This is a genomic window from Citrobacter sp. Cb080 (assembly GCF_030334745.1).
Classification (GTDB): domain Bacteria; phylum Pseudomonadota; class Gammaproteobacteria; order Enterobacterales; family Enterobacteriaceae; genus Citrobacter; species Citrobacter braakii.
On the sequence record NZ_JAOWDG010000085.1, the window covers coordinates 138219 to 163672 of the forward strand.

Here is a 25454-nt window from a genome sequence, read left to right on the forward strand (position 1 = left end):
CAGGTATATTATTACCGTAATCCCCCCGTTGCCCGCAGGAGCAAGTCGTTCAGCACCTGCTCGGACAATCGTAGTCCACCACGCGTATCGAGCATCATTTGACACCAGGCCTGCGCCACTGGCGGAGAGGCATAGCGCAACATCTGCGCCCCGCAACCGAGCAGGAAAAGCTGCTGTGTAATCTCCCGTCCCAACTCCTCGCTCGGTTTACGTAAACGCTGCTGTAGTTGACGTACCCTTCGATCGTAATGCCGGTCTTGCCCTTTTACCTCAGCAAAGGCTTCGCTGAGCATATCGTATATGCCGGGTTGTTTTGTCAGCACCCGCAATACATCGAGGCACATAATGTTGCCAGAGCCCTCCCAGATACTGTTTACCGGCATCTCACGATACAGGCGCGGCAATTCACTCTCCTCGCAGTAGCCAATCCCGCCGAGCACTTCCATCGCCTCTGCAACAAACGGCATACCGGCTTTGCAAACAGAGAATTTCGCTGCTGGCGTGAACAACCTGGCCCACAGAGATTCTTTGGCATCAGCGCGACGGTCCCAGGCCCGTGCCAGTCGGAACAGTAACGCAGTCTGACCTTCCAGTTGGAGCGCCATCCGACCTAATACCTGGCGCATCATCGGTTGTTCGATCAATGGTTTGCCAAAAACCTGTCGCTGGTGCGCATGGTAAATCGCGACAGAAAAAGCACGTCGCATCATGCCATGACTGCCGAGCGCACAGTCAAAACGCGTCATCCCGCCCATTTTCAGGATATGACGTATACCTTCCCCTTCTTCACCCAATAGCCAGCCAATCGCATCGTGGAATTCAACCTCGCAGCTGGCGTTGGAGCGATTGCCTAACTTATCTTTCAGCCGCTCCAGACGGATAGCATTACGCTGCCCGTCGGGTAAAAATCGCGGTACAAAAAAGCAGGATAAGCCTCCCTTTGCCTGGGCCAGTACCAAATGGGCATCGCTTTGCGGCACGGAGAAAAACCACTTATGTCCCACCAGCCGATACGAGCCGTCTGTAAGACGTTCTGCCTGAGTGGTATTGCTTAGCACATCTGACCCCCCCTGCTTCTCGGTCATTCCCATGCCGATCAATAACCCACGCTTTTGCCCTCCGGGCAGTAAATGCGAGTCATAACGGTCGCTTAGCAGCGGCGTAAACCAGTCGTGAAAGGGTGCAGGTAACATCTGAAGTAACAACGGCGTGGCGGCAAAAGTCATGGTAACCGGACACAACGTGCCCGCTTCCACCTGCGCATGCAGCATGAAACGGGCCGCCCGGGCAACAAATGTTCCCTGCCTCGCGTCTTCTTCCCAGGCCAGATTATGTACGCGATTGGCGCACAATCCCTGCATCAGTAAATGCCAGGCAGGATGAAAACGCACATCATCCAGCCGCTGACCCTGCGAGTCGTAGCGCAACAACTCGGGTGGAAAAGCATTGGCCAGACGGCCAAGCTCGAGCGACTCGGCAGTCCCTAGCTGCTGACCAATACTGGCGAGAAGATCGCTGTCCCAACCAGCGCCTTCACGGATAACCGCTTCACACAGCGCGCCATCGGACAGATATAAGTTGCTGTTATTGAGCGGTACAGGTTGGTTAAAAACGGTATGCGTTTGCCAGTGCATTGTGTCTCCCTCCGTCAATGGCCGTCACCTTAAGTATGGTCAGGCAGAGGGGAGCACGCATGGGACAACGGTCACAAAAAAGCCATCCCGAAGGATGGCTTGAGAGAAGAGAGAAATGAGGGAGATAGTTTAGCCGCGCTGGCGTACCGCCTCAAACAGGCAGATGCCCGTCGCAACTGAAACGTTCAGCGACGAAACGCTCCCAGCCATCGGGATGCTGATCAGTTCGTCACAGTGTTCGCGGGTCAAACGACGCATACCTTCACCCTCTGCGCCCATCACCAGCGCCAGACGTCCGGTCATTTTGCTCTGGTAGAGAGTATGATCAGCTTCACCTGCGGTTCCGACGATCCAGATATTCTCTTCCTGCAGCATACGCATAGTGCGCGCCAGGTTGGTCACACGGATCAGCGGTACGCTTTCTGCCGCGCCGCAGGCCACTTTTTTCGCCGTTGCATTCAACTGCGCAGAACGATCCTTCGGTACGATAACAGCATGGACGCCAGCAGCATCGGCGCTACGCAGGCATGCCCCCAGGTTATGCGGATCGGTAACACCATCGAGGATCAAAAAGAACGGCTGATCGAGCGTAGCAATCAGATCCGGCAGATCGTTTTCCTGATACTGACGACCCGGCTTCACGCGAGCAATAATTCCCTGATGTACCGCACCCTCGCTTTTCTCATCCAGGAACTGGCGGTTAGCCAGTTGAATGACAACACCCTGTGCTTCCAGTGCGTGGATCAGCGGCAGCAGGCGTTTATCTTCACGACCTTTGAGAATAAAGACGTCCTGGAAGCGCTCAGGCGCACGTTCCAGCAGAGCCTGCACCGCATGGATGCCGTAAATCATTTCACTCATGAATGTACTCGTTAATAGTTTATGCGTAACGCGGGCAACGCGAGGTTGCCCGACTTACTGTTTATGGCTGTTATTGCGCGACTTTCTTTTTCGTCGCGCGTTTAGCTTTGGTGGCGGCAGCGATTTTAAGCGTTTTTGCCGATGGCTTTTTCGCTTTTTTATCGCCTTTCTTCTCAGCCGTTTTTTTATCCGCCTGAGGTTTGGCTCTGCCTTTCTTCTCGCCGCGGAAAGCGCTATCCGGCTCGAAATTTACTTTTTTGCCCATCTGACGACGCTTACCGGTATTTTTACCCGCATCGCCTTTTTTCGCTTTTTCACGCGCGGTTTTACCTTCATTGCGCGGTGCACGTTCGCTGGAGATCAAACTGAAGTCGATTTTACGCTCGTCCATGTTGACCGCTTCCACGCGAACTTCCACGCGATCGCCCAGGCGATACATTTGACCGCTGGATTCCCCCGTCAGACGCTGCCCAACCTGGTCAAAACGATAGTAGTCGTTATCCAGGGAGGAGACATGCACCAGACCGTCGATAAACAGCTCATCAAGACGGACGAAGAAACCAAACCCGGTCACGCTGGCGATCACGCCTTTGAAGACATTACCTACCTGATCCAGCATAAAGTCGCACTTCAGCCAGTCAGAGACGTCGCGTGTGGCTTCGTCAGCACGGCGCTCGGCCATCGAACAGTGTTGACCCAGCTGCAGCATCTCTTCCATCGAATAATGGTAGCCCCCCGTTTCCGTGGTGTTGCCTTTATGGCCCTGCTCCTGCGCCAGCAGATACTTAATCGCCCGGTGCAAGGAGAGATCCGGGTAACGACGGATCGGCGAGGTGAAGTGTGCATAAGATTGCAACGCAAGGCCAAAGTGACCGCGGTTTTCCGGATCGTAAATCGCCTGCTTCATTGAACGCAGCAGCATAGTTTGCAGCATTTCTGCGTCAGGACGGTCAGCAATCGACTCCAGCAGTTCGGCGTAATCACGCGGCTCGGGTTTATTACCGCCGGGCAGCTCCAGCCCCAGCTCCGCCAACACCGAACGGAACGAATTAATCGCTTCGGTCGTCGGCTTATCGTGAATGCGGAACAGTGCCGGCTCTTTGGCTTTCTCAACGAATCGCGCCGCTGAGATGTTCGCCATGATCATGCACTCTTCAATCAGTTTGTGCGCGTCATTACGCTGCGTCTGCTCAATACGCTCAATACGGCGTTCAGCATTGAAGATAAACTTCGCTTCTTCACTTTCAAACGAGATACCGCCACGCTCTTCACGCGCTTTATCCAGCACTTTGTAGAGGTTATGCAGCTCTTCAATGTGTTTAACCAACGGCGCGTACTGCTCACGCAGTTCCTGATCGCCCTGCAGCATGTGCCAGACCTTGGTGTAGGTCAGACGCGCATGGGAGCTCATAACCGCTTCGTAGAATTTAAAGCCTGTTAAGCGGCCTTTCGACGAAATGGTCATTTCACAGACCATACACAGCCTGTCCACCTGCGGGTTGAGCGAACACAATCCGTTAGACAGCACTTCCGGTAGCATCGGAACAACCTGCGATGGGAAGTAGACGGATGTGCCACGGCTGCGCGCTTCCTGGTCCAGCGGAGTCGGCGGGCGAACGTAATAGCTTACGTCAGCAATCGCCACCCATAAACGCCAGCCGCCGCCGCGCTTCTTCTCGCAGTAAACCGCATCGTCGAAGTCACGCGCATCTTCGCCATCGATAGTGACCAGCGGCAGGGAGCGCAGATCGACACGTCCGGCTTTCGCTTCTTCCGGCACTTCTTCTTTCAGTCCGGCGACCTGTTTTTCGACCGCCTGAGGCCAGATATACGGGATTTCATGAGTACGCAGAGCCATATCAACGGCCATGCTGGTTCCCATGTTGTCGCCCAGGACTTCAACAATTTTACCCACCGCTTTAGTGCGACGCGTCGGACGCTGGGTCAGCTCAACCACGACCACAAAACCCATACGAGCACCCATCACCTCTTCCGGCGGGATCAGGATATCAAAGCTCAGGCGGCTGTCGTCAGGGACGACAAACCCAACGCCAGCGTCGGTGAAGTAGCGACCGACAATCTGGCTGGTTTTCGGTACCAGTACGCGCACAATACGCGCTTCGCGACGACCTTTACGGTCCGCTCCCAGCGGCTGTGCCAACACCTGATCGCCATGAATGCAGGTTTTCATCTGCTCGCTGGACAGGTACAGGTCATCTTTGCGGCCTTCAACGCGCAGAAAGCCGTAGCCATCACGGTGGCCAATAACGGTACCTTTCAGCAGGTCAAGACGCTCCGGCAGCGCATAGCACTGACGACGAGTGAAGACCAGTTGCCCGTCACGCTCCATGGCGCGCAGGCGGCGACGCAGCGCTTCTTGCTGCTCTTCACCTTCAATGTTGAGTTCAGCGGCCAGCTCATCGCGGTTGGCCGGTTTTTCACGTTTAGTTAAATGTTCGAGGATAAATTCCCGGCTCGGGATAGGATTCGCGTATTTTTCTGCTTCGCGTTCCTGGAAAGGATCTTGTGACATCGAGGTTCCTCCATTGTCAGCTCTGATGAAGATTTTCGTCACTCCACCAGCAATAATTTATAAAGCGGTTGATTCTCTTCAACCAAATCAGCAAGTGTGTAGTTGTCCAGTTCCGTGAGAAAACTTTGCACTGCCTTAGAAAGCGCCTGTTTAAGTCGACAGGCTGGGGTAATGTGGCAAAACTCGCTGCTACAATTGACCAACGATAGTGGTTCCAGCTCGCGAACCACATCACCAATACCAATATCCTTAGCTGGTTTACCCAGGCGGATACCGCCATTTTTTCCTCGAATAGCAGTAACGAAGCCCGCACGGCTAAGTTGATTGATTATTTTGACCATATGATTACGGGACACGCCGTAGACTTCTGTCACCTCAGAAATACTGGTCATACGTCCTTCGGGAAGTGACGCCATGTAGATTAGCGCACGTAATCCGTAATCGGTGAAACTTGTTAACTGCACATCAACCTCAGGAAAAGGGACAAAACGGATAAACCTGGTGGTATTAATTACATTGATGATAAACCAGCCACCAGCCAGGTCGCTAATTTATTTCAGTTCAGGAAGGAAAAAAGCGAGGAACTTACGTGATTTTAAGCCGGATTATGATGCAAAGCGCCTCATCCGGCCTAAGATAGTGCAAGCGCAGCGCCATTCGACGCCACGCTATAACCAGAATTATGCGTCGAACGGGTCGCGCAGGATCATGGTTTCAGTACGGTCTGGGCCAGTTGAGATAATATCAATCGGCACACCGGTCAGTTCTTCAATACGCTTGATGTAGTTCAGTGCTGCCTGCGGCAGACCGCTACGTTCCTTCACACCGAAGGTGGATTCAGACCAGCCCGGCATGGTTTCGTAGATCGGCTCGATACCTTTCCAGTCGTCTGCAGCCAGCGGGGTAGTCGTTACTTCACGGCCATCCGGCATACGGTAAGCGACACAGATTTTCACCTCTTTCAAACCGTCCAGTACGTCCAGTTTGGTCAGGCAGAAGCCAGACAGGGAGTTAATCTGTACTGCACGGCGTACCGCAACGGAGTCCAGCCAACCGGTGCGACGACGACGACCGGTGGTCGCGCCATACTCGTTACCTTGTTTGCACAGGAACTCGCCAACGTCATCAAACAGCTCGGTCGGGAACGGACCCGCGCCTACACGTGTAGAGTAAGCTTTGATGATACCCAGAACGTAATCCACATAACGTGGACCCAGGCCGGAGCCGGTCGCCACGCCACCTGCGGTGGTGTTGGAAGACGTTACGTACGGATAGGTACCGTGGTCGATATCCAGCAGGGTACCCTGTGCGCCTTCGAACATGACGAAATCGCCACGCTTACGCGCCTGGTCCAGCAGATCGGAAACATCAACAACCATAGAGGTCAGGATGTCGGCAATCGCCATCACATCATCCAGCACTTTCTGGTAGTCAACTGCTTCAACTTTATAGAAATTCACCAGCTGGAAGTTGTGATATTCCATCACTTCTTTCAGTTTTTCAGCGAAGGTTGCTTTATCAAACAGATCGCCAACGCGCAGACCGCGACGAGCTACTTTGTCTTCATAAGCCGGACCGATGCCACGACCGGTAGTACCGATCGCTTTCTCGCCACGCGCTTTCTCACGAGCATTATCCAACGCAACGTGATAATCAAGGATCAGCGGACAAGCTTCAGACAACAGCAGGCGCTCGCGAACCGGGATGCCACGATCTTCCAGTCCTTTCATTTCTTTCATCAGCGCGGACGGAGACAGTACAACACCGTTACCGATGATGCTGATGACATTCTCGCGAAGAATACCTGATGGAATAAGATGGAGGACGGTTTTTTCACCGTTGATTACGAGAGTATGGCCTGCGTTGTGACCACCCTGGTAGCGCACAACATATTTAGCCCGTTCAGTCAGAAGATCGACGATCTTCCCTTTACCTTCGTCACCCCATTGGGTGCCCAGTACGACGACGTTGTTACCCATTTTTCAAAATCACCGTTTGCTTAAAAATGGATTCTACCACCGCTTTTTCAGATATACAGCACTTTTTGCATGCGAAAATCCGCAAAATAGGCTACTTATTGATCAGCCAATCGTTTTCCTCAACATGTAGTAGACCACAACGCCCGCAACCACAAGACCTCCACCAAAACGACGCAAAGTATTTTCGGGAAGTTGCGCCATTGCGGAAATCATTTTCTTCCACGCGCGGGGATAAAGCATAGGGCCCAGGCCTTCCAGCACCAAAACCAGCGCGAGCGCCAGCAAAATTGTTGAATTCATCCATCGTCCTTTTATAAAAAGAAAACCACCGCATCCCTGGGGATGCCGGTGGTTTTGCTGGTTTAAAACCGCTGGAACTTTATTAGCGTGTCGTAGTGCTCGGTGTCTTCATGTAGCGGAAGAAATCGCTGTCCGGGCTCATGACCATCACGTCCTGGTTGCCTTCGAAGCTCTTCTCGTAAGCACGCAGGCTACGGATGAAGGCGTAGAAGTCAGGATCCTGGCTGAACGCATCGGCAAACAGTTTAGCGGCTTCTGCATCGCCTTCACCGCGCATGATGCGGCCTTGACGCTCAGATTCTGCCAGCGTTTTAGTCACTTCATAATCCGCCGTGGCACGCAGTTTTTCCGCTTCTTCCTGACCTTGTGAACGATGGCGACGCGCTACCGCTTCACGCTCAGCGCGCATACGGTTGTAGATAGCCTCAGACACTTCAGCAGGCAGGTTGATTTGCTTGATACGCACGTCAACCACTTCGATGCCCAATGCCGCCATACTGTTCGGGTTGATGACCGGTACTTTACCGTTTGTTTCAGCCTGAACACGCTCAGCCGCTTCGGCAATCGCGCTATCTGCCGCTGGTGTCGCGACTTCATCTTCCGTGCCAGCAGAACCGGAGTTTAGCGCATCACGAACTTCCAGCGTCAGACGACCGCGGGAATCGGTAACGATGTCTTTCACGTCCAGACGACCAATTTCAGAACGCAGACGGTCAGAGAACTTACGTTTCAGCAGGACTTCTGCCTGAGAAACATCGCCACCGCCCGTTGCCAGGTAGTAACGGCTAAAGTCACTGATGCGCCACTTAATGTAGGAGTCAACGATCAGGTCTTTCTTCTCTTTGGTAACAAAGCGATCGGCCTGGTTGTCCATGGTCTGAATACGCGCATCCAGCATCTTCACAGATTCAATAAACGGAATCTTGAAGTGCAGGCCTGGTGCAACAACCAGCGGCTTGTTTTCATCGTCACGCAGAACTTTACCAAAGCGCAGAGTAATCCCGCGCTCGCCTTCTTTGACCACAAAGACAGACATGAACAGAACTACCAGAACGATGATGATAATCGCAATAACTGACTTACGCATCGTTATTCCCCCTGACGCTGGTAGTCGTTACGCTGCGCGTTCGCGCGGCGTTGGTCCATAATATCGCCCTGACTGGTGGACGAGGTATTGCTTGCTCCAGTGCCGGACGTCGTTGCTGGCGGCAGACGCAGCAGGTTTGAACTGCTGTCACTCTTTGCTGCTGGCGCACTACCGCCTTTCAGCATTTGATCCAGCGGCAGAACCATCAGATTGCTGCCCTTATCGTTAACCAGGACTTTGCGGGTATTGCTCAGCACTTTTTCCATGGTTTCGATATACAGACGCTCGCGAGTAATTTGCGGTGCGGCTTTATATTCCGGCAGAATTTTTGCGAAACGAGCCACTTCACCCTGTGCTTCCAGGATGGTTCGCGTTTTGTAAGCACGCGCTTCTTCCAGAATACGCTGCGCCTGACCGTTAGCACGTGGCTGAACTTCGTTGGTGTACGCTTCTGCTTCACGGATGTACTGCTGCTCGTTTTCACGTGCTGCAATGGCATCGTCAAACGCGGCTTTTACTTCTTCCGGCGGACGTGCTGCCTGGAAGTTGACGTCCAGCAGGGTGATACCCATGTTGTACGGACGGATCGTTTCTTCCAGTTCACGCTGGGTATCGCTACGAATAACGGTACGCCCTTCGGTCAGGATACGGTCCATGGTGTATTTACCGATAACCCCACGCAGGGCGCTGTCGGTTGCCTGACGCAGACTGTCATCCGCGCTGGTTACGCTAAACAGGTAACGCTGCGGATCGGTCACGCGGTACTGCACGTTCATTTCAACGCGTACGACGTTTTCGTCAGAGGTCAGCATCACGCCGGATGCGGCAAGTTCACGCACGGCTTCCACGTTGACCGGGGTCACTTCGTCGACAAAGGTCGGTTTCCAGTTCAGACCCGGTTCAACCAAATGGCTGAATTTACCGAAGCGTGTCACCACGCCGCGTTCCGCTTCTTTAATGGTGTAGAAACCGCTGGCCGCCCAGATAATGACGATAGCTGCCGCTGCGATAGTAAAGACTCGACCACCCAATTGCGGACGCGGGCCTTGCGATGAGCTACCGCCGCCAGAACCAGCACCTTTACCGCCACCCAGACCACCGAGCTTTTTACTCAGTTTGCGGAAGATATCATCCAGATCGGGAGGTCCCTGATCGCGACCACCTTTGTTTCCATTTCCCTCAGGGTTGCCGCCAGGTTTGCTGCTTCCCCACGGGTCGCGGTCTTGTCCGTTATTACCGGGCTGATTCCACGCCATTTTTGTGCTCCATATTTGTTATGCGATGCTATACCTGCGTATTTTGCGCTGCCGATGCGTTGGCTACGCCCCTTAATCTCAGTCACATAGTTGACTATGCTCCTGAAGATTTCAGGACTTGCCACCTTCATGCTGCACAAAACCCACAAGGTATAGAGGCGAAAAAATCTTCAGGCCATATCCGTCAGGTCAGACAATATAGTCTTCCAGTGCCGGTTCTTGTTTACAGAGGCGACGCCAGTCTACGATCGGCATACGAACCTGCAGACCCACGCTGCCGTCCTCCTCCATCCACTCTCTTTCTATTGCCTGAAGTTGGTAAAACCGGCTTCTCAGACGCCCTTCCTGCGGCGGCAAACGCAACGTATGCTGCGCCACCTCACCGGAAAGTCGCTCAGTCAAAGCCTGAAAAAGCTGTGGTATACCTATTCCCGTTTGCGCTGAAACCCAAACGCGAATGGGTTTATTCTCTTCATCTCTGTCGATACGTGGTTCAAAATCATCCAGCATATCGATTTTATTCATCACCAGCAGAGTCGGGATCTCATGCGCATCGATCTCTTCGAGCACCGTGTCGACGGCCTCGATGTTTTCCTGCACACGAAAATCTGCAGCATCAATAACATGCAGCAGCAATGTCGCCTGACGCGTTTCCTGCAGGGTGGCTTTAAACGCCGCCACCAGGTCGTGCGGCAAATGACGGATAAACCCTACGGTATCCGCCAGCACGGTTTCACCGACGTCCGCTACGTCTATACGGCGCAGCGTTGGGTCCAGGGTTGCAAACAGCTGATCCGCTGCGTAAACCCGGGCTTCGGTGATCTGGTTGAACAGGGTGGATTTTCCGGCGTTGGTATATCCCACCAGTGATACGGTTGGGACATCCGCTTTCTTGCGCGACTGTCGCCCCTGCTCACGTTGCTTTTCAACTTTTTCCAGGCGCGACTGTATTTGCAAAATGCGATTACGCAGCAAACGACGGTCGGTTTCGAGCTGGGTTTCACCCGGACCGCGCAAACCAATCCCGCCCTTTTGCCTTTCAAGGTGGGTCCAGCCACGGACCAGACGAGTAGCCATATGGCGCAACTGCGCCAGCTCAACCTGCAACTTACCCTCATGGGTGCGCGCACGCTGGGCAAAAATATCTAAAATAAGACCTGTCCTGTCGATAACAAGACACTGGCACAACTGTTCCAGGTTACGTTCCTGGGCGGGGCTTAGAGCATGATCAAAAATCACCACCGCAGCGCCAGTCGCTTTTACGGCTTCCGCAATTTCGATTGCCTTACCTTCACCAACAAAATACTTCGGGTGCGGTGCTTTACGGCTCCCGGTAATCACCTGCATTGCTTCGACACCGGCGGAAGAAACCAGAGATTCAAACTCCTGGAGGTCTTCCATATCTTTGTCTTGCGAAAAATAGATGTGTACCAGTACCGCCTGCTCACCGGCATCATAACGGTCAAACAAGCGTCAACCCCTTAATATATATCAACGGGGAACGCAGGATCGCTGGCTCCCCGTGTGTAAAACAGCTAACAACCTTATTCGGTTTCTTCGCTGTCCTGTTGCGCAGATGAACCTTGCGCGTTGCTACCGTGATGGTAGTTGCTGCCAGTGCCGCCGGTGGCATTATTGCTGTGATGAGAAACCGGGCGAGACGGGACAACAGTAGAAATCGCGTGCTTATAAACCATCTGGCTGACCGTGTTTTTCAACAGGATCACGAACTGATCAAAAGACTCGATTTGACCTTGCAGCTTAATACCATTCACCAAATAAATAGAAACTGGAACACGTTCCCGACGCAGTGCGTTCAGGAACGGATCTTGTAAAGATTGCCCCTTAGCCATTCTCTCTTTTCCTTATATGCTTATTTGTACTTTGAACCTTTCGATTCTGAAAAATTGCGCACGATACGTTTCAATTGTACACATTCAGTTCGCGATAGCACCAACAACCTGTAATACTTCGTTTCGCGCCTGGTCAGGCTTTTCACTGTCAAGCCAGTGCACCCCTTCCCAACCACGCAACCAGGTTACCTGTCGCTTCGCCAACTGCCTCGTGGCGCAAACACCTCTATAAACCATTTCATCGTATGAAATTTCGCCTTCAATGTATGACCACATCTGGCGATACCCTACACAACGAATGGAAGGCAAATCCGTATGCAAATCTCCACGGGCAAATAGCGCCCGGACTTCTGCTTCAAAACCTGAAGCCAACATCTGATGAAAACGCTGCTCAATTCGCTGATGGAGCAGTTCACGGCTCGCCGGGGCGATAGCAAACTGATGCACCTGATACGGCAAAGCATCTCCTGACGTTTGCGTCAGCTCCGTTAAAGTTTTACCCGAAATGAAAAAAACTTCCAGTGCCCGGGAAAGTCTTTGCGGATCATTTGGATGAATACGCGCCGCAGCCACCGGATCTATTTCCTGAAGCTGTCGGTGTAACGCGTCCCACCCATGCTCTGCCGCCTGCTGCTCAATTCTGGCCCTGACTTCCGGATCTGCCGACGGTAACGGCGACAGCCCTTCAAGCAAGGCTTTGAAATATAACATTGTGCCGCCCACCAGCAGCGGAATACGCCCCGCGGCGGTGATATCGGCCATCTCGGCTAACGCATCGCGGCGAAAATCCGCAGCAGAGTACGCCTGGGACGGATCGCGGATATCCAGCAACCGGTGCGGCGCGGCCTGTAATTCATCTGCATCAGGCTTGGCTGTACCGATATCCATCCCCTTGTAAATAAGGGCGGAATCAACGCTTATCAACTCTACAGGCAAAACTTTACGCAATTCAATTGCCAGTGCCGTTTTACCGGAGGCCGTCGGCCCCATCAAAAAAATCGCCTTTGGCAGGCTCGCCTTACGGGTATCACTCATGTTTCAGGGCATTCATTACCGAATGTAAATCAACAGGTTGTAACAAACCACCCGGCGGCGCCTTCACGAGTTGTGGGCAAAGCCGCTCAACATCCGCTAACAGCGTAATCGCCTGAGCCATACTCCACTGCGGATGCTCGCTAATCAGATTACGTGCAATCCACTGTGCAATATTGCCCGGTTCGAATTCGGACTGCTGCGCCAGGTAGCCTATCAGTTCAGGAATCAAGATTTGTAAATTTTGTTGGCGTAAGGGTAAAGGCACCGCCCGGATGGTCACATGCTGTGCATCCAGTTGAAATTCAATACCCAACTCAGCCAGTTGGCTCTGCCCTTTTTGCAGCGCCGCTTTTTCATCAGCGTTTACTTTTAGACGTAAAGGGATCAGTAACGGCTGAGCGCAAACGACGCCCTGGTAAATAAAATCATGCACCAGGCGGGACTGATGAAAACGGACCTCATGTTTGGCGGGATGTACGTTAACATCCACCTGATGTGGGTCGATTTCCAGATACAACACAAAAGCGGGCTGCTGATCGGCTCCCAGCTTATCTTCACAGGCCTGACGAATAGCATGGTTGATCAACCGGTCGCGCATCATCCGGCCATTCACATAGCAGTACTGGATTTCCGCCAGCGCCGCCGTTGTGTGGTTAGGATCGGCCACCCAGCCGCGCAGCGTTAAATCGCCATGCTGCCATTCAATCGCCAGCGCATGTTCCAGAAACGGCGTGCCGCAAATCGCGCCCAGTCGGCGCTCTTGCTGCCCATCCGCAGCCACTGCCCGGTACTGACGCACCACTTTGCCGTTGTGCGACAAATTAATCGTCACATCAAAACGTGCCAGCGCAATGCGGCGGATTATTTCGTCGATATGATTAAATTCAGTTTTCTCGGTGCGCATAAACTTGCGCCGCGCCGGAGTGTTGTAGAACAGATCTAACACCTCCAGCGTGGTTCCCACCGGATGCGCAGCGGGTTTAACCGTCACATCCATGTCGCGCCCTTCGGCATAGGCTTGCCAGGCTTCAGGTTGTTCTTGCGTACGCGACGTCAGGGTTAAACGAGAAACGGAGCTGATACTGGCCAGCGCTTCGCCGCGAAACCCGAGGCTCACGATGGCTTCGAGATCGTCAAGCGAGGAAATTTTACTGGTGGCATGACGCGCCAGCGCCAGCGCCAGCTCGTCTTTTTTAATCCCGCAGCCGTTGTCACGAATACGGATAAGCTTCGCGCCGCCGCGCTCAATATCAATATCAATGCGCGTCGCACCGGCATCGATACTGTTTTCCACCAGCTCCTTCACCACTGACGCAGGCCGTTCTACCACCTCGCCTGCGGCAATCTGGTTCGCCAGCTGTGGCGGTAGAACCTGAATCGGCATGGCTAATCCTTAATTTGTTAACGTGTTACCAGGCGATACCGCACTGGCGGTTTGCGCCTGTGTGCCCTGAGGCCCGGTTTGCATCGGGTGCGCCTGGAAATAGTTACGCAATCCTTTGTAAATTGCCTCGGCCAGTTGCTGCTGGTAGTCATCACTCGCCAACAGACGCTCTTCGCTGTTGTTACTGATAAAGCCGGTTTCAACCAGCACTGACGGGATATCAGGCGAACGTAATACCCCAAGGCTGGCGTGTTCCGGACGACGCTTATGCATCGAGCCAATACGTTCTAACTGGCCGATCATGCTGGTCGCCACATCATACCCAACGCGTTGCGAATGACCGAACTGCAGATCCAACACGGCCTGGCTGAGATAAGGATCGGACTGGCTGTTTGCCAGAACATCGCCCGCCCCACCCAACAGTTCCGATTGCTTTTCGTGCTGTTCCAGCCAGCCGGCCATCTCACTGTTTGCCCGACGGTTTGACAGTACCCAGACGGAAGCACCAGTGGCATCCCGGTTTGGCGCAGCATCCGCATGAATAGAGACCAGGAAGTTGGCGTTTTGTTTACGCGCAACGTCTGAACGCCCCATCACCGAGATAAAGTAATCGCCATCACGGGTGAGTACGCCTTTAAACATCGGGTCATCATTGAGCAAACTGCGCAGTTTACGCGCCACGGCAATCGTGACGTTTTTCTCACGTGTGCCACCGGGACCAATAGCGCCAGGATCCTGCCCGCCGTGTCCGGCATCAATGGCGATAACTACTTTTTCGCCGTTACTGGTACTGGAGCGCGCCGCAGGTCGTGTGGAGGTATTACTGTTGGTTACCATCGTGGTGCGATCGTTTTCCGCTTTAAACGGATTACGCGCAGGCTCGGCAGGGCGCGGGGCGATAACCGGCGCTTCAACACGCTTCGCAACCATTGGAGGTGGTGGAGGCGGCGGAGGCGCATCAGCTTTGATGGTAAACACGACGGTATAATTGCCGCCGTTCTGGCGTTTTACGGCTTCGGCTTTGCCGTTCTCGGTTAAATCCACCACCAGGCGCAGAGACTGCGCATCTTTTGGCGTGCCGGAACGGATAGATTTCACCAGATTATTGCCGCTAAACAGCAGCGGTAACCCCTGAATCACACCGGTTTGTTTAATATCCAACGCGACGGTTCGTTTCCCGTCCTGCGAAACTGCGTATTCAGGATCGCCAATAAAGCTCAGCGTAATCCGCGCTTGTTGATCGCCATTGGACACCTGAAGATCGGAGAGGCTGGCGGCCCCTGCCTGCGCGCACAGCAGGACCAGTGTTGCCATCAGCCAGTTTCTGATGCGATAAATCATCCCGCCACCCTTAAGGTTAATCGGCTAAACGCGCCAGCAATAAATCACCCGATGAGGAGACTGCGCTTATGCGCGCCTCTCGACCTTGCGCCTGATATTCAATGTGTATTTCGACGTCCGGGTCTGGCAGTACACCTTTACCTTGTTGCGGCCATTCCACCAGGCAGATGGCGTCATTGGCAAAATAATCGCGGATCCCCATAAATTCCAGCTCCTCTGGGTCCGCAAGTCGGTACAGATCGAAGTGATATACCATCAAATTATCGAGCGAATAGGGTTCAACCAGCGTATAGGTGGGGCTTTTTACATTTCCTTTGTGACCTAACGCCTGCAGGAATCCCCGGCTGAAAGTGGTTTTACCCGCCCCCAGGTCGCCGTACAAATAAATTACCGTCGCGCCATCACAGGCTTTGGCTACCCGCAGTCCCAGGTCTAAAGTCGCCTGCTCATCAGGTAGTGGAATTACTCGATTCATCATGATAAACGTCAATCACATCAGGGTTAACAATACGCTGTAGCGTGGTAAAGAGATCTGTCGCCAGCATGCCGCGCGTACCATAACGCGCTGCCAGCACATCCGCCGCCGCACCGTGCGCGACACATCCCGCACATGCCGCATCATACGGGGTAAGCTTCTGTCCGAGCAATGCGCCAATAATACCGGAAAGCACATCACCCATTCCGCCGCTGGCCATTCCAGCATTGCCGGTATCAATAATACCCAATTCGGCCTGTTCGGCAGCAACAACCGTACCCGCGCCTTTCAGCACGACGACGCCTCCGTACCGTTTTACCAGACGTTGTGCACAAAGTAATCGATCGTCTTCAATTTCTGCAATGGAACAGCCCAGAAGTCGCGCGGCTTCACCAGGATGCGGCGTGATCACGCGATTGTGACGTTTATCGGGGTTGATTGCCAGCAGGTTCAGCGCATCCGCATCCCAGAGCATCGGTTTGCGAAAATTCTCTACCTTTTGCAGCGCTTTTTTACCCCACTCCTGCTGACCAAGCCCTGGTCCTATCACCACAACATCCGCCCACGCCAGGCTCTCTTCCAGAGTCTGCGGCGTCAGCGCATCGACCATCAGTTCCGGTCTGGCAGTCAGAATAGGCGCAATATTTTCACTTCGGGTCAGCACTTTGACCAACCCGGCTCCTGCACGCAGCGCCGCTTCACCGGCCATGCGTATTGCGCCAGCCGTGCCGTGGTCACCACCGATGATCACCAGCCGACCGTGGGAGCCTTTGTGCGAGGTGGGTCGACGCGGCGTTAACCAGTTTACAAGCTGTTGAGCATCAAACCGTTGCAGCGGCGCGTTCTGCCCCGCCAGCCAGTCGTCCAGTCCGAGTGCGTTAACATGCAGGCGTCCGGTGACATCGCGCGCTTTACCGGTTAGCAGACCAGGCTTTAACGCAATAAAGGTCACGGTGTGCGCAGCATTGATAACCGCGCCCGGCGCCGCGCCCGTCTGCGCCAGCAAGCCGGATGGAATGTCTATCGCCACGACAGGGGCAGGATGGTGATTGGCACGTTCGATCAATGCCGAGAGAGGCTCACGCGGCGCGTGTTTTAAGCCTGTGCCTGACAGCGCATCAATAATGACGTCCACGCGATCTGGCCAATTGATATCCGCAGCATGAATGACGCCACCGGCGTTAAGCCAGGCGTCGCGCGCCTGCTGTGCTTCCTCGGGGAACGCTTTATCACTCTCCTGTGCCAGCAACGTAATATCAAGACCCTGAGCTTTGGCAAGCCTTGCCACCACGTAACCATCACCACCGTTTTTGCCATGACCACATAGCACCAGCCAGTGCTGAGCGTTTGGATATGTCTTGCGGGTGACCTGAAACGCCGCCTCTCCCGCCCGTTGCATCAGCTCGTACAACGTCAGTCCTAAACTGTCTGCCGCCTCTCGCTCCATCCGCCTGATGTCATCGGCGTGCCAAATGGAGTGTGGTATACTTGCGGGGTTTTTCTTCATTGTATGGTCCGTCATGTCAGAGCCCCTCGATCTCAATCAGTTAGCGCAAAATATTAAGCAGTGGGGGCTGGAGCTTGGCTTTCAGCAGGTCGGTATTGCCGACACCGACCTCAGCGAAGCGGAGCCCAAACTGCAGGCCTGGCTGGATAAACACTATCACGGCGAGATGGACTGGATGGCCCGTCACGGCATGATGCGCGCCCGACCTCACGAATTATTACCCGGTACGTTACGTGTCATCAGCGTACGTATGAACTATCTTCCTGCCAATGCGGCCTTTGCCAGCACGTTGAAAAACCCCTCTCTGGGTTACGTCAGCCGTTACGCGCTTGGGCGCGACTACCATAAACTGCTGCGTAACCGCTTAAAAAAGCTGGGAGAGAGGATTCAACAGCACTGCGTTTCGCTGAATTTTAGACCTTTTGTCGATTCTGCGCCCATTCTTGAGCGTCCATTAGCGGAAAAAGCCGGGCTTGGCTGGACAGGTAAGCACTCACTTATCCTCAATCGCGAAGCTGGTTCATTTTTCTTCCTCGGGGAATTACTGATCGATTTGCCCCTGCCGGTCGACAACCCAGTAGAAGAAGGATGCGGGAAATGCGTCGCCTGTATGACCATCTGTCCCACCGGAGCCATCGTTGAACCCTACACGGTAGATGCGCGCCGCTGTATCTCTTATCTCACTATCGAACTGGAAGGTGCGATCCCGGAAGAGTTTCGTCCCCTGTTGGGGAATCGAATTTACGGCTGCGATGATTGCCAACTCATTTGCCCGTGGAACCGTTACTCTCAGTTGACGACAGAGGATGACTTCAACCCACGCAAACAACTTCATGCTCCAGAGTTAATAGAGCTGTTTAGCTGGAGCGAAGCGTGGTTTTTAAAAGTCACGGAGGGGTCTGCTATTCGTCGTATTGGTCACCTGCGCTGGCTGCGAAATATCGCTGTTGCGCTGGGTAATGCCCCATGGGATGAAGCCGTTATTCACGCGCTGGAAAGTCGCAGAGGTGAGCACCCACTTCTCAACGAACACATAGAGTGGGCGGTTGCTCAGCAAATCGAGAAGCGAAATGCCTGCGTAGTTGAAGTGCAGTTACCGAAGAAACAACGTTTGGTCAGGGTCATTGAAAAGGGTCTGCCGCGTGACGCTTAAGTCATCCACAGCTTGTGTATAAAAATAAAAACACATTGATATTCAAGAGGGAAAAAATCGTCAAGTGATCGCATTAACAATTTGAAATGATAATTAATTCAATATTTTCAAAGAGTTAAAATGATACTATTCACCCGACTAAGTTTTTTGCATTCCAGGAATAATACCCGAACCTGTGGATAAGTCTGTTTACAAGAGTATGTCAATGACGAAACAAAACGTCCCCAACGTATTTATTCGTTGTGGATATTTTTATTGGGGTAAGAATTTGGAGCGGGAAACGAGACTCGAACTCGCGACCCCGACCTTGGCAAGGTCGTGCTCTACCAACTGAGCTATTCCCGCTTGGGTGTGTCTGTGCTTTGTAGACAAAAGCACTTTCAAATTTTGGAGCGGGGAACGAGACTCGAACTCGCGACCCCGACCTTGGCAAGGTCGTGCTCTACCAACTGAGCTATTCCCGCTTAATCTTCGTCTTTCGAACCGCTACTGCGTTGGCTGCCTTCATTCGCTTAAGTCACTTACTTTAGTAAGCTTCTAAGGACTCATTCAGTTGCCGCCTTGTCGGAATTCGAAATTCTGCGATTGGTGGTCTGTGCTTTACAAGCACTTTCAAATTTTGGAGCGGGAAACGAGACTCGAACTCGCGACCCCGACCTTGGCAAGGTCGTGCTCTACCAACTGAGCTATTCCCGCAAATTTGTACTGCTTTTGCTGCTGCCGTAACGTGTAATTCTCTGTCGTTACGGGAGGCGCATTATACGAGAAATCCGTTTAGCTGCAACCCCCCTAAAAGCGATTTTTTCGTTTTTCTGTTTAAATGCTGAATTTATCGGCAAGTCGTCTAATTTAGCGACAATCCAGCCTCAGTGCAAGCGCGCAGGAACGATATTCGTAGGCCGGGTAAGCCGCAGCGCCGTCCGGCCATCCACAAAATCAAAGCTTAATAAAATGTTCGCGATAGTAAGCAAGCTCAGCAACAGATTCACGAATATCGTCCATCGCCTGATGCGTTCCCTGCTTGGTGAAGCCAGCAAGAATTTCCGGCTTCCAACGACGCGCCAGCTCTTTCAACGTACTGACGTCAAGATAGCGATAATGGAAATACGCCTCCAGCTCCGGCATGTATTTAAACAGGAAACGACGATCCTGACCGATGCTGTTGCCGCAGATAGGTGATTTCCCTTCTGGAACCCACTCTTTCAAAAAAGCCAGCGTAGCCAGTTCAGCTTCACGATCCCCCATGGTGCTCGCCTTCACGCGATCCACTAGCCCACTACCGGTATGCGTACGTACGTTCCAGTCATCCATTAATGCCAACTGTTCGTCGGACTGGTGCACCGCAATTGTCGGTCCTTCAGCCAGAATATTCAGGTTGGCATCCGTCACCAGCGTGGCTATCTCAATTATGCGATCGCGCTCGGGATCCAGACCTGTCATCTCCAGATCGATCCAAATCAGGTTGTTTTCATTGGCACTCATGCTATTTTCCACCCTTCAGCGTCACATTCAGTGTGACTATATTCATCTAAAATTGCGTGTATCATAAATGTTTTGCCCATTATGGGCGACCAGGAGTCAGTCCGATTGAGTAAGAATAAACTCTCCAAAGGCCAACAGCGCCGTGTGAACGCCAATCACCAGCGTCGTCTGAAAACGTCCACGGAGAAGCCAGACTACGACGACAACCTGTTTGGCGAAACCGCTGAAGGCATCGTTATCAGCCGTTTTGGCATGCATGCCGACGTGGAATCTGCTGACGGTGAGATTCACCGCTGCAACATCCGCCGTACAATTCGCTCGCTGGTGACCGGCGATCGCGTTGTCTGGCGCCCGGGAAAAGCAGCAGCAGAAGGCGTGAATGTCAAAGGCATCGTTGAGGCGGTACACGAGCGTACCTCGGTACTGACACGTCCCGACTTTTACGACGGGGTGAAACCCATTGCCGCCAACATCAACCAGATCGTTATTGTCTCAGCCATCTTACCCGAGCTGTCACTCAATATTATCGACCGGTATCTGGTAGCCTGTGAAACGCTACACGTTGAACCAATTATCGTATTGAATAAGATCGATCTGCTAGATGACGAAGGCATGGCCTTTGTTAACGAACAGATGGATATTTATCGCCACATTGGCTATCGCGTGTTGATGGTATCAAGCCGCACGAAAGACGGCCTGAAACCGCTTGAAGAAGCATTAACCGATCGCATCAGCATTTTTGCCGGTCAGTCGGGCGTTGGTAAATCTAGCCTGCTCAATAATCTTCTCGGTCTGCAGGAAGAGATCCTGACCAACGATGTCTCCGACAACTCCGGCCTTGGACAGCACACCACCACTGCCTCTCGCCTGTATCATTTCCCGCACGGTGGCGACGTTATCGACTCCCCTGGCGTACGTGAGTTCGGGTTGTGGCATCTGGAGCCGGAACAAATCACACATGGTTTTGTCGAATTCCATGACTACCTGGGCCACTGCAAATACCGCGACTGCAAGCATGATACCGATCCAGGCTGCGCTATCCGTGAGGCCGTAGAAAAAGGGGCAATAGCTGAAACTCGGTTTGAAAATTATCACCGCATCCTGGAAAGCATGGCGCAGGTAAAAACACGTAAAAACTTTTCTGATACAGACAACTGACAACTAAGCTAAGCATCGCTAGAATCGTCCCCCTTTTTTCAGGATCCGGCCCGTATGCCGGATCGGGAACAAATTATGGCCTGGAGGCTACCTTGTTAAACTCATTTAAGCTTTCGCTACAATACATTCTGCCGAAACTATGGCTCACTCGCCTGGCGGGTTGGGGTGCGAGCAAACGAGCGGGATGGCTGACTAAACTGGTTATCGATCTGTTCGTGAAATATTACAAGGTCGATATGAAAGAGGCGCAAAAGCCGGACACCGCCAGCTATCGTACCTTTAACGACTTCTTTGTTCGCCCACTGCGCGACGACGTTCGCCCGATTAACACCGATCCAAACGTACTGGTCATGCCTGCTGACGGCGTGATTAACCAGTTAGGAAACATCGAAGAAGACAAACTGCTGCAGGCCAAAGGGCACAGCTATACCCTTGAAGCACTGCTGGCCGGCAACTATCAGATGGCGGACAAATTCCGCAACGGTACGTTTGTGACCACTTACTTATCTCCACGCGATTACCACCGTGTACATATGCCGTGTAACGGTATCCTGCGTGAAATGATGTACGTGCCAGGCGATCTCTTCTCTGTAAATATCCTGACTGCGCAAAACGTTCCAAACCTGTTTGCACGCAACGAACGCGTAATCTGTCTGTTTGATACCGAATTTGGCCCGATGGTGCAGATTCTGGTCGGCGCGACCATCGTCGGCAGTATTGAAACCGCATGGGCTGGCACCATTACCCCACCGCGTGAAGGCGTCATCAAACGCTGGACCTGGCCGGAAGGCGAAAGCGAAGGGTCGGTGGCGCTGTTGAAAGGTCAGGAAATGGGCCGCTTTAAGCTCGGTTCCACCGTTATCAACCTGTTCGCGCCTGGTAAAGTTAACCTGGTTGAGCAGTTACAGGACCTTTCAGTGACCAAAATCGGCCAGCCAATGGCCATCTCGACCGAGACATTCGTGACGCCAGAGGCAGAACCTGCCCCGCTTGCGAAAGAAGAGATCGAAGCAGAACATGACGCCAGCCCGCTGGTTGACGACAAAAAAGACGAAAGTTAAACATAGGAATCGCTGCTGTGCGCCTGATTATCACTTTTCTGATGGCCTGGTGCCTCAGCCTGGGGGCGTACGCTGCGACGGCCCCCGATGCCAAACAACTCACCCAGGAACTGGAGCAGGCAAAAGCGGCGAAACCTGCTCAGCCAGAAACCGTCGAGGCGCTCCAGTCCGCGCTGAATGCCCTCGAGGAGCGTAAAGGTTCTCTCGAGCGTACCCAGCAATATCAGCAGGTTATTGATAACTTCCCCAAGCTGTCCGCAACATTACGCGCGCAGCTTAGCAACCTGCGCGACGAACCGCGCAATGTGCCAACCGGACTCACCACCGATGCGTTAAACCAGGAGATCCTCCAGGTCAGCAGCCAACTGTTGGAAAAGAGTCGTCAGGCCCAGCAGGAGCAGGATCGCGCCCGGGAAATCGCCGACTCGTTAAGCCAGCTTCCTCAACAGCAAACCGATGCCCGCCGCCAGCTAAATGAGCTTGAGCGACGTATTGGTACCGCCAACGCTAATCCCGCGCAGAATCAGGCGATGCAGGCTGAATCCGCCAAACTCAAAGCCCTGGTCGATGAACTGGAGCTGGCGCAGCTTTCCGCTAATAACCGCCAGGAGCTGGCGCGCATGCGCTCAGAGCTGGCGGAAAAACAGAGCCAGCAGCTCGATACTTACCTGCAGGCTTTGCGCAACCAGCTCAACAGTCAACGTCAGCGTGAGGCAGAGCGAGCGCTGGAAAGCACCGAACTGTTGGCGGAAAACAGCGCGGGACTGCCGGAAGGTATTGTCGACCAGTTCAAGGTTAACCGCGAACTGTCTCAGGCATTAAACCAGCAGGCGCAACGTATGGACCTTGTCGCCTCGCAACAGCGTCAAGCCGCCAGCCAAACGCTGCAGGTGCGCCAGGCATTGAATACGCTGCGAGAGCAGTCTCAGTGGCTTGGGGTCTCAAATATGCTGGGAGAAGCGCTGCGCGCGCAGGTATCCCGTTTACCGGAAATGCCCAAGCCTCAGCAGTTGGATACCGAAATGGCGCAGCTTCGCGTGCACCGTATGCGCTATGAGGATCTCCTCAACAAACAGCCGCAGTTGCGTCAGATTCATCAGGCCGATGGACAACCGCTGACCGCTGAACAGAGCAGCATTCTCAACGCCCAGTTACGCACCCAGCGTGAGTTGCTGAACTCTTTGTTACAGGGCGGCGATACGCTGATCCTTGAGCTGACCAAGCTCAAAGTCTCTAATAGCCAACTGGAAGATGCGCTAAAAGAGGTCAACGAAGCAACGCACCGTTATCTGTTCTGGACGTCGGACGTTAGCCCCATCTCCCTCTCCTGGCCTGTCGACATCGTCCAGGATCTGCGGCGTCTGATCTCATTAGATACGTTTAATCAGTTGGGCAAAGCCAGCATCATGATGCTGACCAGCAAAGAAACGCTGCTGCCGCTTTTCGCGGCATTGGTGCTGGTTGGCTTTAGCCTCTCTTCGCGCAAACACTTCACCCGTTTTCTGGAGCGTTCATCTGCCCGGGTCGGGAAAGTCACCCAGGACCACTTCTGGCTGACGATACGCACGGTGTTCTGGTCGATACTCGTCGCTTCTCCGTTGCCGGTGCTGTGGGCAACGCTCGGTTACGGATTGCAGGAAGCCTGGCCTTATCCATTGGCTGTCGCTATCGGGGATGGCGTTACCGCCACGGTGCCCATGCTGTGGGCAGTAATGATTTGCGCCACCTTTGCGCGCCCCAACGGTCTGTTCATTGCCCACTTTGGCTGGCCGCGTAACCGCGTCGCGAAAGCCATGCACTATTACCTGATGAGTATCGGGCTGATTGTGCCGCTGATCATGGCGGTGATTATGTTTGATAATCTCAATGACCGGGAATTCTCCGCCTCACTGGGGCGTCTGTGCTTTATTCTGATTTGCGGTGCGCTGACGGTCGTAACCCTGAGCCTGAAACGCGCCGGAATACCGCTGTACCTCGATAAAGAAGGCAACAGCGATAACATGGTCAACAGCATGCTGTGGAATATGCTGATGGGCGCACCGCTGATTGCCATTCTCGCTGCGGTAGTGGGCTATCTCGCCACGTCGCAAGCTTTATTGGCGCGTCTGGAAACGTCCGTAGCTATCTGGTTCTTGTTACTGGTGGTGTATCACGTTATCCGCCGCTGGATGCTGATCCAGCGCCGCCGGCTGGCGTTTGACCGCGCCAAGCATCGACGTGCCGAAATGCTGGCGCAGCGCGCACGGGGTGAAGAAGAACCAGCGCATTCCACCAGCCTTGAAGGCACGATTGATGTTGATGAAAGCGAAGTGGATCTGGATGCTATCAGCGCGCAATCACTGCGCCTGGTGCGCTCTATCCTGATGCTTATCGCCCTGCTCTCGGTCATTGTGCTGTGGTCAGAAATTCATTCCGCTTTCGGCTTCCTGGAAAATATCTCGTTGTGGGATGTCACCTCCACGGTGCAGGGTGTGGAAAGTTTAGAGCCGATAACGCTGGGTGCAGTGCTTATCGCAATCCTGGTGTTTATCATCACTACCCAATTAGTGCGCAACCTGCCCGCGCTGCTGGAGTTGGCGCTGCTGCAACATCTCGATTTAACCCCCGGCACCGGTTACGCCATCACCACCATCACCAAGTACCTGCTGATGCTGATTGGCGGTCTGGTGGGCTTCTCAATGATCGGTATTGAGTGGTCCAAACTGCAATGGCTGGTAGCGGCTCTCGGTGTCGGTCTGGGCTTTGGTTTGCAGGAGATCTTCGCCAACTTTATTTCCGGCCTGATTATCCTCTTTGAAAAACCAATCCGCATTGGCGACACGGTGACGATTCGCGATCTTACCGGTAGCGTGACGAAAATTAATACCCGCGCCACGACCATCAGCGACTGGGACCGCAAAGAGATCATCGTGCCCAACAAAGCCTTTATCACCGAGCAGTTTATCAACTGGTCGTTATCGGATTCGGTCACCCGTGTGGTATTAACCATCCCGGCACCGTCGGAGGCTAACAGCGAGGAGGTTACGCAGATCCTGCTTACTGCCGCACAACGCTGCTCACTGGTTATCGATAACCCGGCGCCAGAAGTCTTCCTGGTTGACCTGCAGCAAGGGATTCAAATCTTCGAACTGCGTATTTATGCCGCTGAGATGGGGCATCGTATGCCGCTGCGCCACGAAATCCACCAGCTGATTCTGGCTGGCTTCCGTGAGCACGGTATCGATATGCCGTTCCCACCGTTCCAGATGCGTCTGGAGAGCCTCGGCGGTAAGCAAACGGGAAGAACCTTAAGTTCTGCGGGCAGAAGCAGTCGCCCGGCGGGGAGTTTGTAAGTCATGCCACAATAAGACGTGAG

20 protein-coding genes and 3 tRNA genes are annotated in these 25454 nt (G+C 53.5%); 4 read left to right on the plus strand and 19 right to left on the minus strand.

Features of this window, described 5'->3' with window-relative positions:
- Window positions 1-11: 11 nt before the first annotated feature.
- From OGV38_RS24705 to nnr, 15 genes are all read right to left on the minus strand, one after another.
- Complete coding sequence (locus tag OGV38_RS24705) at window positions 12-1634, minus strand: isovaleryl-CoA dehydrogenase (RefSeq protein WP_046275838.1); 1623 nt, start codon at window positions 1632-1634, stop codon at window positions 12-14.
- A 129-nt stretch (window positions 1635-1763) separates the two neighbouring features.
- Entirely contained in the window at window positions 1764-2495 is a 732-nt protein-coding gene (gene rlmB / locus OGV38_RS24710; RefSeq protein WP_003830482.1) for a 23S rRNA (guanosine(2251)-2'-O)-methyltransferase RlmB, read from the minus strand.
- A gap of 70 nt (window positions 2496-2565) precedes the next feature.
- A complete protein-coding gene (gene rnr, locus OGV38_RS24715; protein WP_016151418.1) occupies window positions 2566-5028 on the minus strand; it encodes a ribonuclease R in 2463 nt (820 codons plus the stop codon).
- A gap of 38 nt (window positions 5029-5066) precedes the next feature.
- Entirely contained in the window at window positions 5067-5492 is a 426-nt protein-coding gene (gene nsrR / locus OGV38_RS24720) for a nitric oxide-sensing transcriptional repressor NsrR (RefSeq protein WP_003025609.1), read from the minus strand.
- A gap of 216 nt (window positions 5493-5708) precedes the next feature.
- Window positions 5709-7007 (minus strand): adenylosuccinate synthase, encoded by a 1299-nt coding sequence (gene purA, locus OGV38_RS24725; protein WP_003025606.1) that lies wholly within the window; start codon window positions 7005-7007, stop codon window positions 5709-5711.
- A gap of 102 nt (window positions 7008-7109) precedes the next feature.
- Window positions 7110-7307 carry a DUF2065 domain-containing protein gene (locus tag OGV38_RS24730; protein ID WP_019078201.1) on the minus strand — a complete coding sequence of 66 codons (198 nt, stop codon included), beginning with the start codon at window positions 7305-7307 and terminating at the stop codon, window positions 7110-7112.
- An 82-nt stretch (window positions 7308-7389) separates the two neighbouring features.
- Entirely contained in the window at window positions 7390-8394 is a 1005-nt protein-coding gene (gene hflC, locus OGV38_RS24735; RefSeq protein ID WP_016155510.1) for a protease modulator HflC, read from the minus strand.
- Between the two features lie 2 nt (window positions 8395-8396).
- Entirely contained in the window at window positions 8397-9650 is a 1254-nt protein-coding gene (gene hflK, locus OGV38_RS24740; protein WP_016151416.1) for an FtsH protease activity modulator HflK, read from the minus strand.
- 189 nt (window positions 9651-9839) lie between these two features.
- Window positions 9840-11120, minus strand: a complete 1281-nt coding sequence (gene hflX, locus OGV38_RS24745) for a ribosome rescue GTPase HflX (protein ID WP_016151415.1) — start codon at window positions 11118-11120, stop codon at window positions 9840-9842.
- Between the two features lie 74 nt (window positions 11121-11194).
- On the minus strand, window positions 11195-11503 hold the full coding sequence (gene hfq, locus OGV38_RS24750; RefSeq protein ID WP_003025584.1) for an RNA chaperone Hfq: 309 nt from the start codon (window positions 11501-11503) through the stop codon (window positions 11195-11197).
- An 84-nt stretch (window positions 11504-11587) separates the two neighbouring features.
- Window positions 11588-12538, minus strand: a complete 951-nt coding sequence (gene miaA, locus OGV38_RS24755; RefSeq protein WP_016151413.1) for a tRNA (adenosine(37)-N6)-dimethylallyltransferase MiaA — start codon at window positions 12536-12538, stop codon at window positions 11588-11590.
- Entirely contained in the window at window positions 12531-13922 is a 1392-nt protein-coding gene (mutL, locus tag OGV38_RS24760) for a DNA mismatch repair endonuclease MutL (protein ID WP_286475397.1), read from the minus strand. Before mutL ends, miaA begins: the two co-directional genes overlap by 8 nt.
- Window positions 13923-13931: 9 nt before the next feature.
- Window positions 13932-15263, minus strand: a complete 1332-nt coding sequence (gene amiB, locus OGV38_RS24765; RefSeq protein WP_286475401.1) for an N-acetylmuramoyl-L-alanine amidase AmiB — start codon at window positions 15261-15263, stop codon at window positions 13932-13934.
- 16 nt (window positions 15264-15279) lie between these two features.
- Window positions 15280-15741 carry a tRNA (adenosine(37)-N6)-threonylcarbamoyltransferase complex ATPase subunit type 1 TsaE gene (tsaE, locus tag OGV38_RS24770; protein ID WP_016151410.1) on the minus strand — a complete coding sequence of 154 codons (462 nt, stop codon included), beginning with the start codon at window positions 15739-15741 and terminating at the stop codon, window positions 15280-15282.
- On the minus strand, window positions 15713-17260 hold the full coding sequence (gene nnr / locus OGV38_RS24775) for a bifunctional ADP-dependent NAD(P)H-hydrate dehydratase/NAD(P)H-hydrate epimerase (RefSeq protein ID WP_269518235.1): 1548 nt from the start codon (window positions 17258-17260) through the stop codon (window positions 15713-15715). The genes tsaE and nnr overlap by 29 nt, the downstream gene beginning before the upstream one ends.
- On the opposite strand from nnr, the gene queG reads away from it, so the two are divergent.
- Window positions 17259-18398, plus strand: coding sequence for a tRNA epoxyqueuosine(34) reductase QueG (gene queG / locus OGV38_RS24780; protein WP_269518233.1), 1140 nt, complete (start codon window positions 17259-17261; stop codon window positions 18396-18398). The genes nnr and queG overlap by 2 nt on opposite strands.
- A gap of 269 nt (window positions 18399-18667) precedes the next feature.
- On the opposite strand, the gene OGV38_RS24785 is transcribed toward queG, so the two are convergent.
- The 4 genes from OGV38_RS24785 to orn form a co-directional block, all read right to left on the minus strand.
- A tRNA-Gly gene (locus tag OGV38_RS24785) sits at window positions 18668-18743 on the minus strand.
- Between the two features lie 43 nt (window positions 18744-18786).
- A tRNA-Gly gene (locus OGV38_RS24790) sits at window positions 18787-18862 on the minus strand.
- A 156-nt stretch (window positions 18863-19018) separates the two neighbouring features.
- Window positions 19019-19094 (minus strand) — tRNA-Gly (locus OGV38_RS24795).
- Window positions 19095-19334: 240 nt separating this feature from the next.
- Complete coding sequence (gene orn, locus OGV38_RS24800) at window positions 19335-19880, minus strand: oligoribonuclease (RefSeq protein ID WP_016151407.1); 546 nt, start codon at window positions 19878-19880, stop codon at window positions 19335-19337.
- A 105-nt stretch (window positions 19881-19985) separates the two neighbouring features.
- Between orn and rsgA the strand changes: the two genes are divergently transcribed.
- From rsgA to mscM, 3 genes are all read left to right on the plus strand, one after another.
- A complete protein-coding gene (rsgA, locus tag OGV38_RS24805) occupies window positions 19986-21038 on the plus strand; it encodes a small ribosomal subunit biogenesis GTPase RsgA (protein WP_019078196.1) in 1053 nt (350 codons plus the stop codon).
- Between the two features lie 92 nt (window positions 21039-21130).
- Window positions 21131-22099: an archaetidylserine decarboxylase gene (gene asd, locus OGV38_RS24810; RefSeq protein ID WP_016155504.1), complete on the plus strand. Its 969-nt coding sequence runs from the start codon at window positions 21131-21133 to the stop codon at window positions 22097-22099.
- Between the two features lie 17 nt (window positions 22100-22116).
- Entirely contained in the window at window positions 22117-25431 is a 3315-nt protein-coding gene (gene mscM / locus OGV38_RS24815; RefSeq protein ID WP_210591085.1) for a miniconductance mechanosensitive channel MscM, read from the plus strand.
- The last annotated feature ends 23 nt before the right edge of the window (window positions 25432-25454 follow it).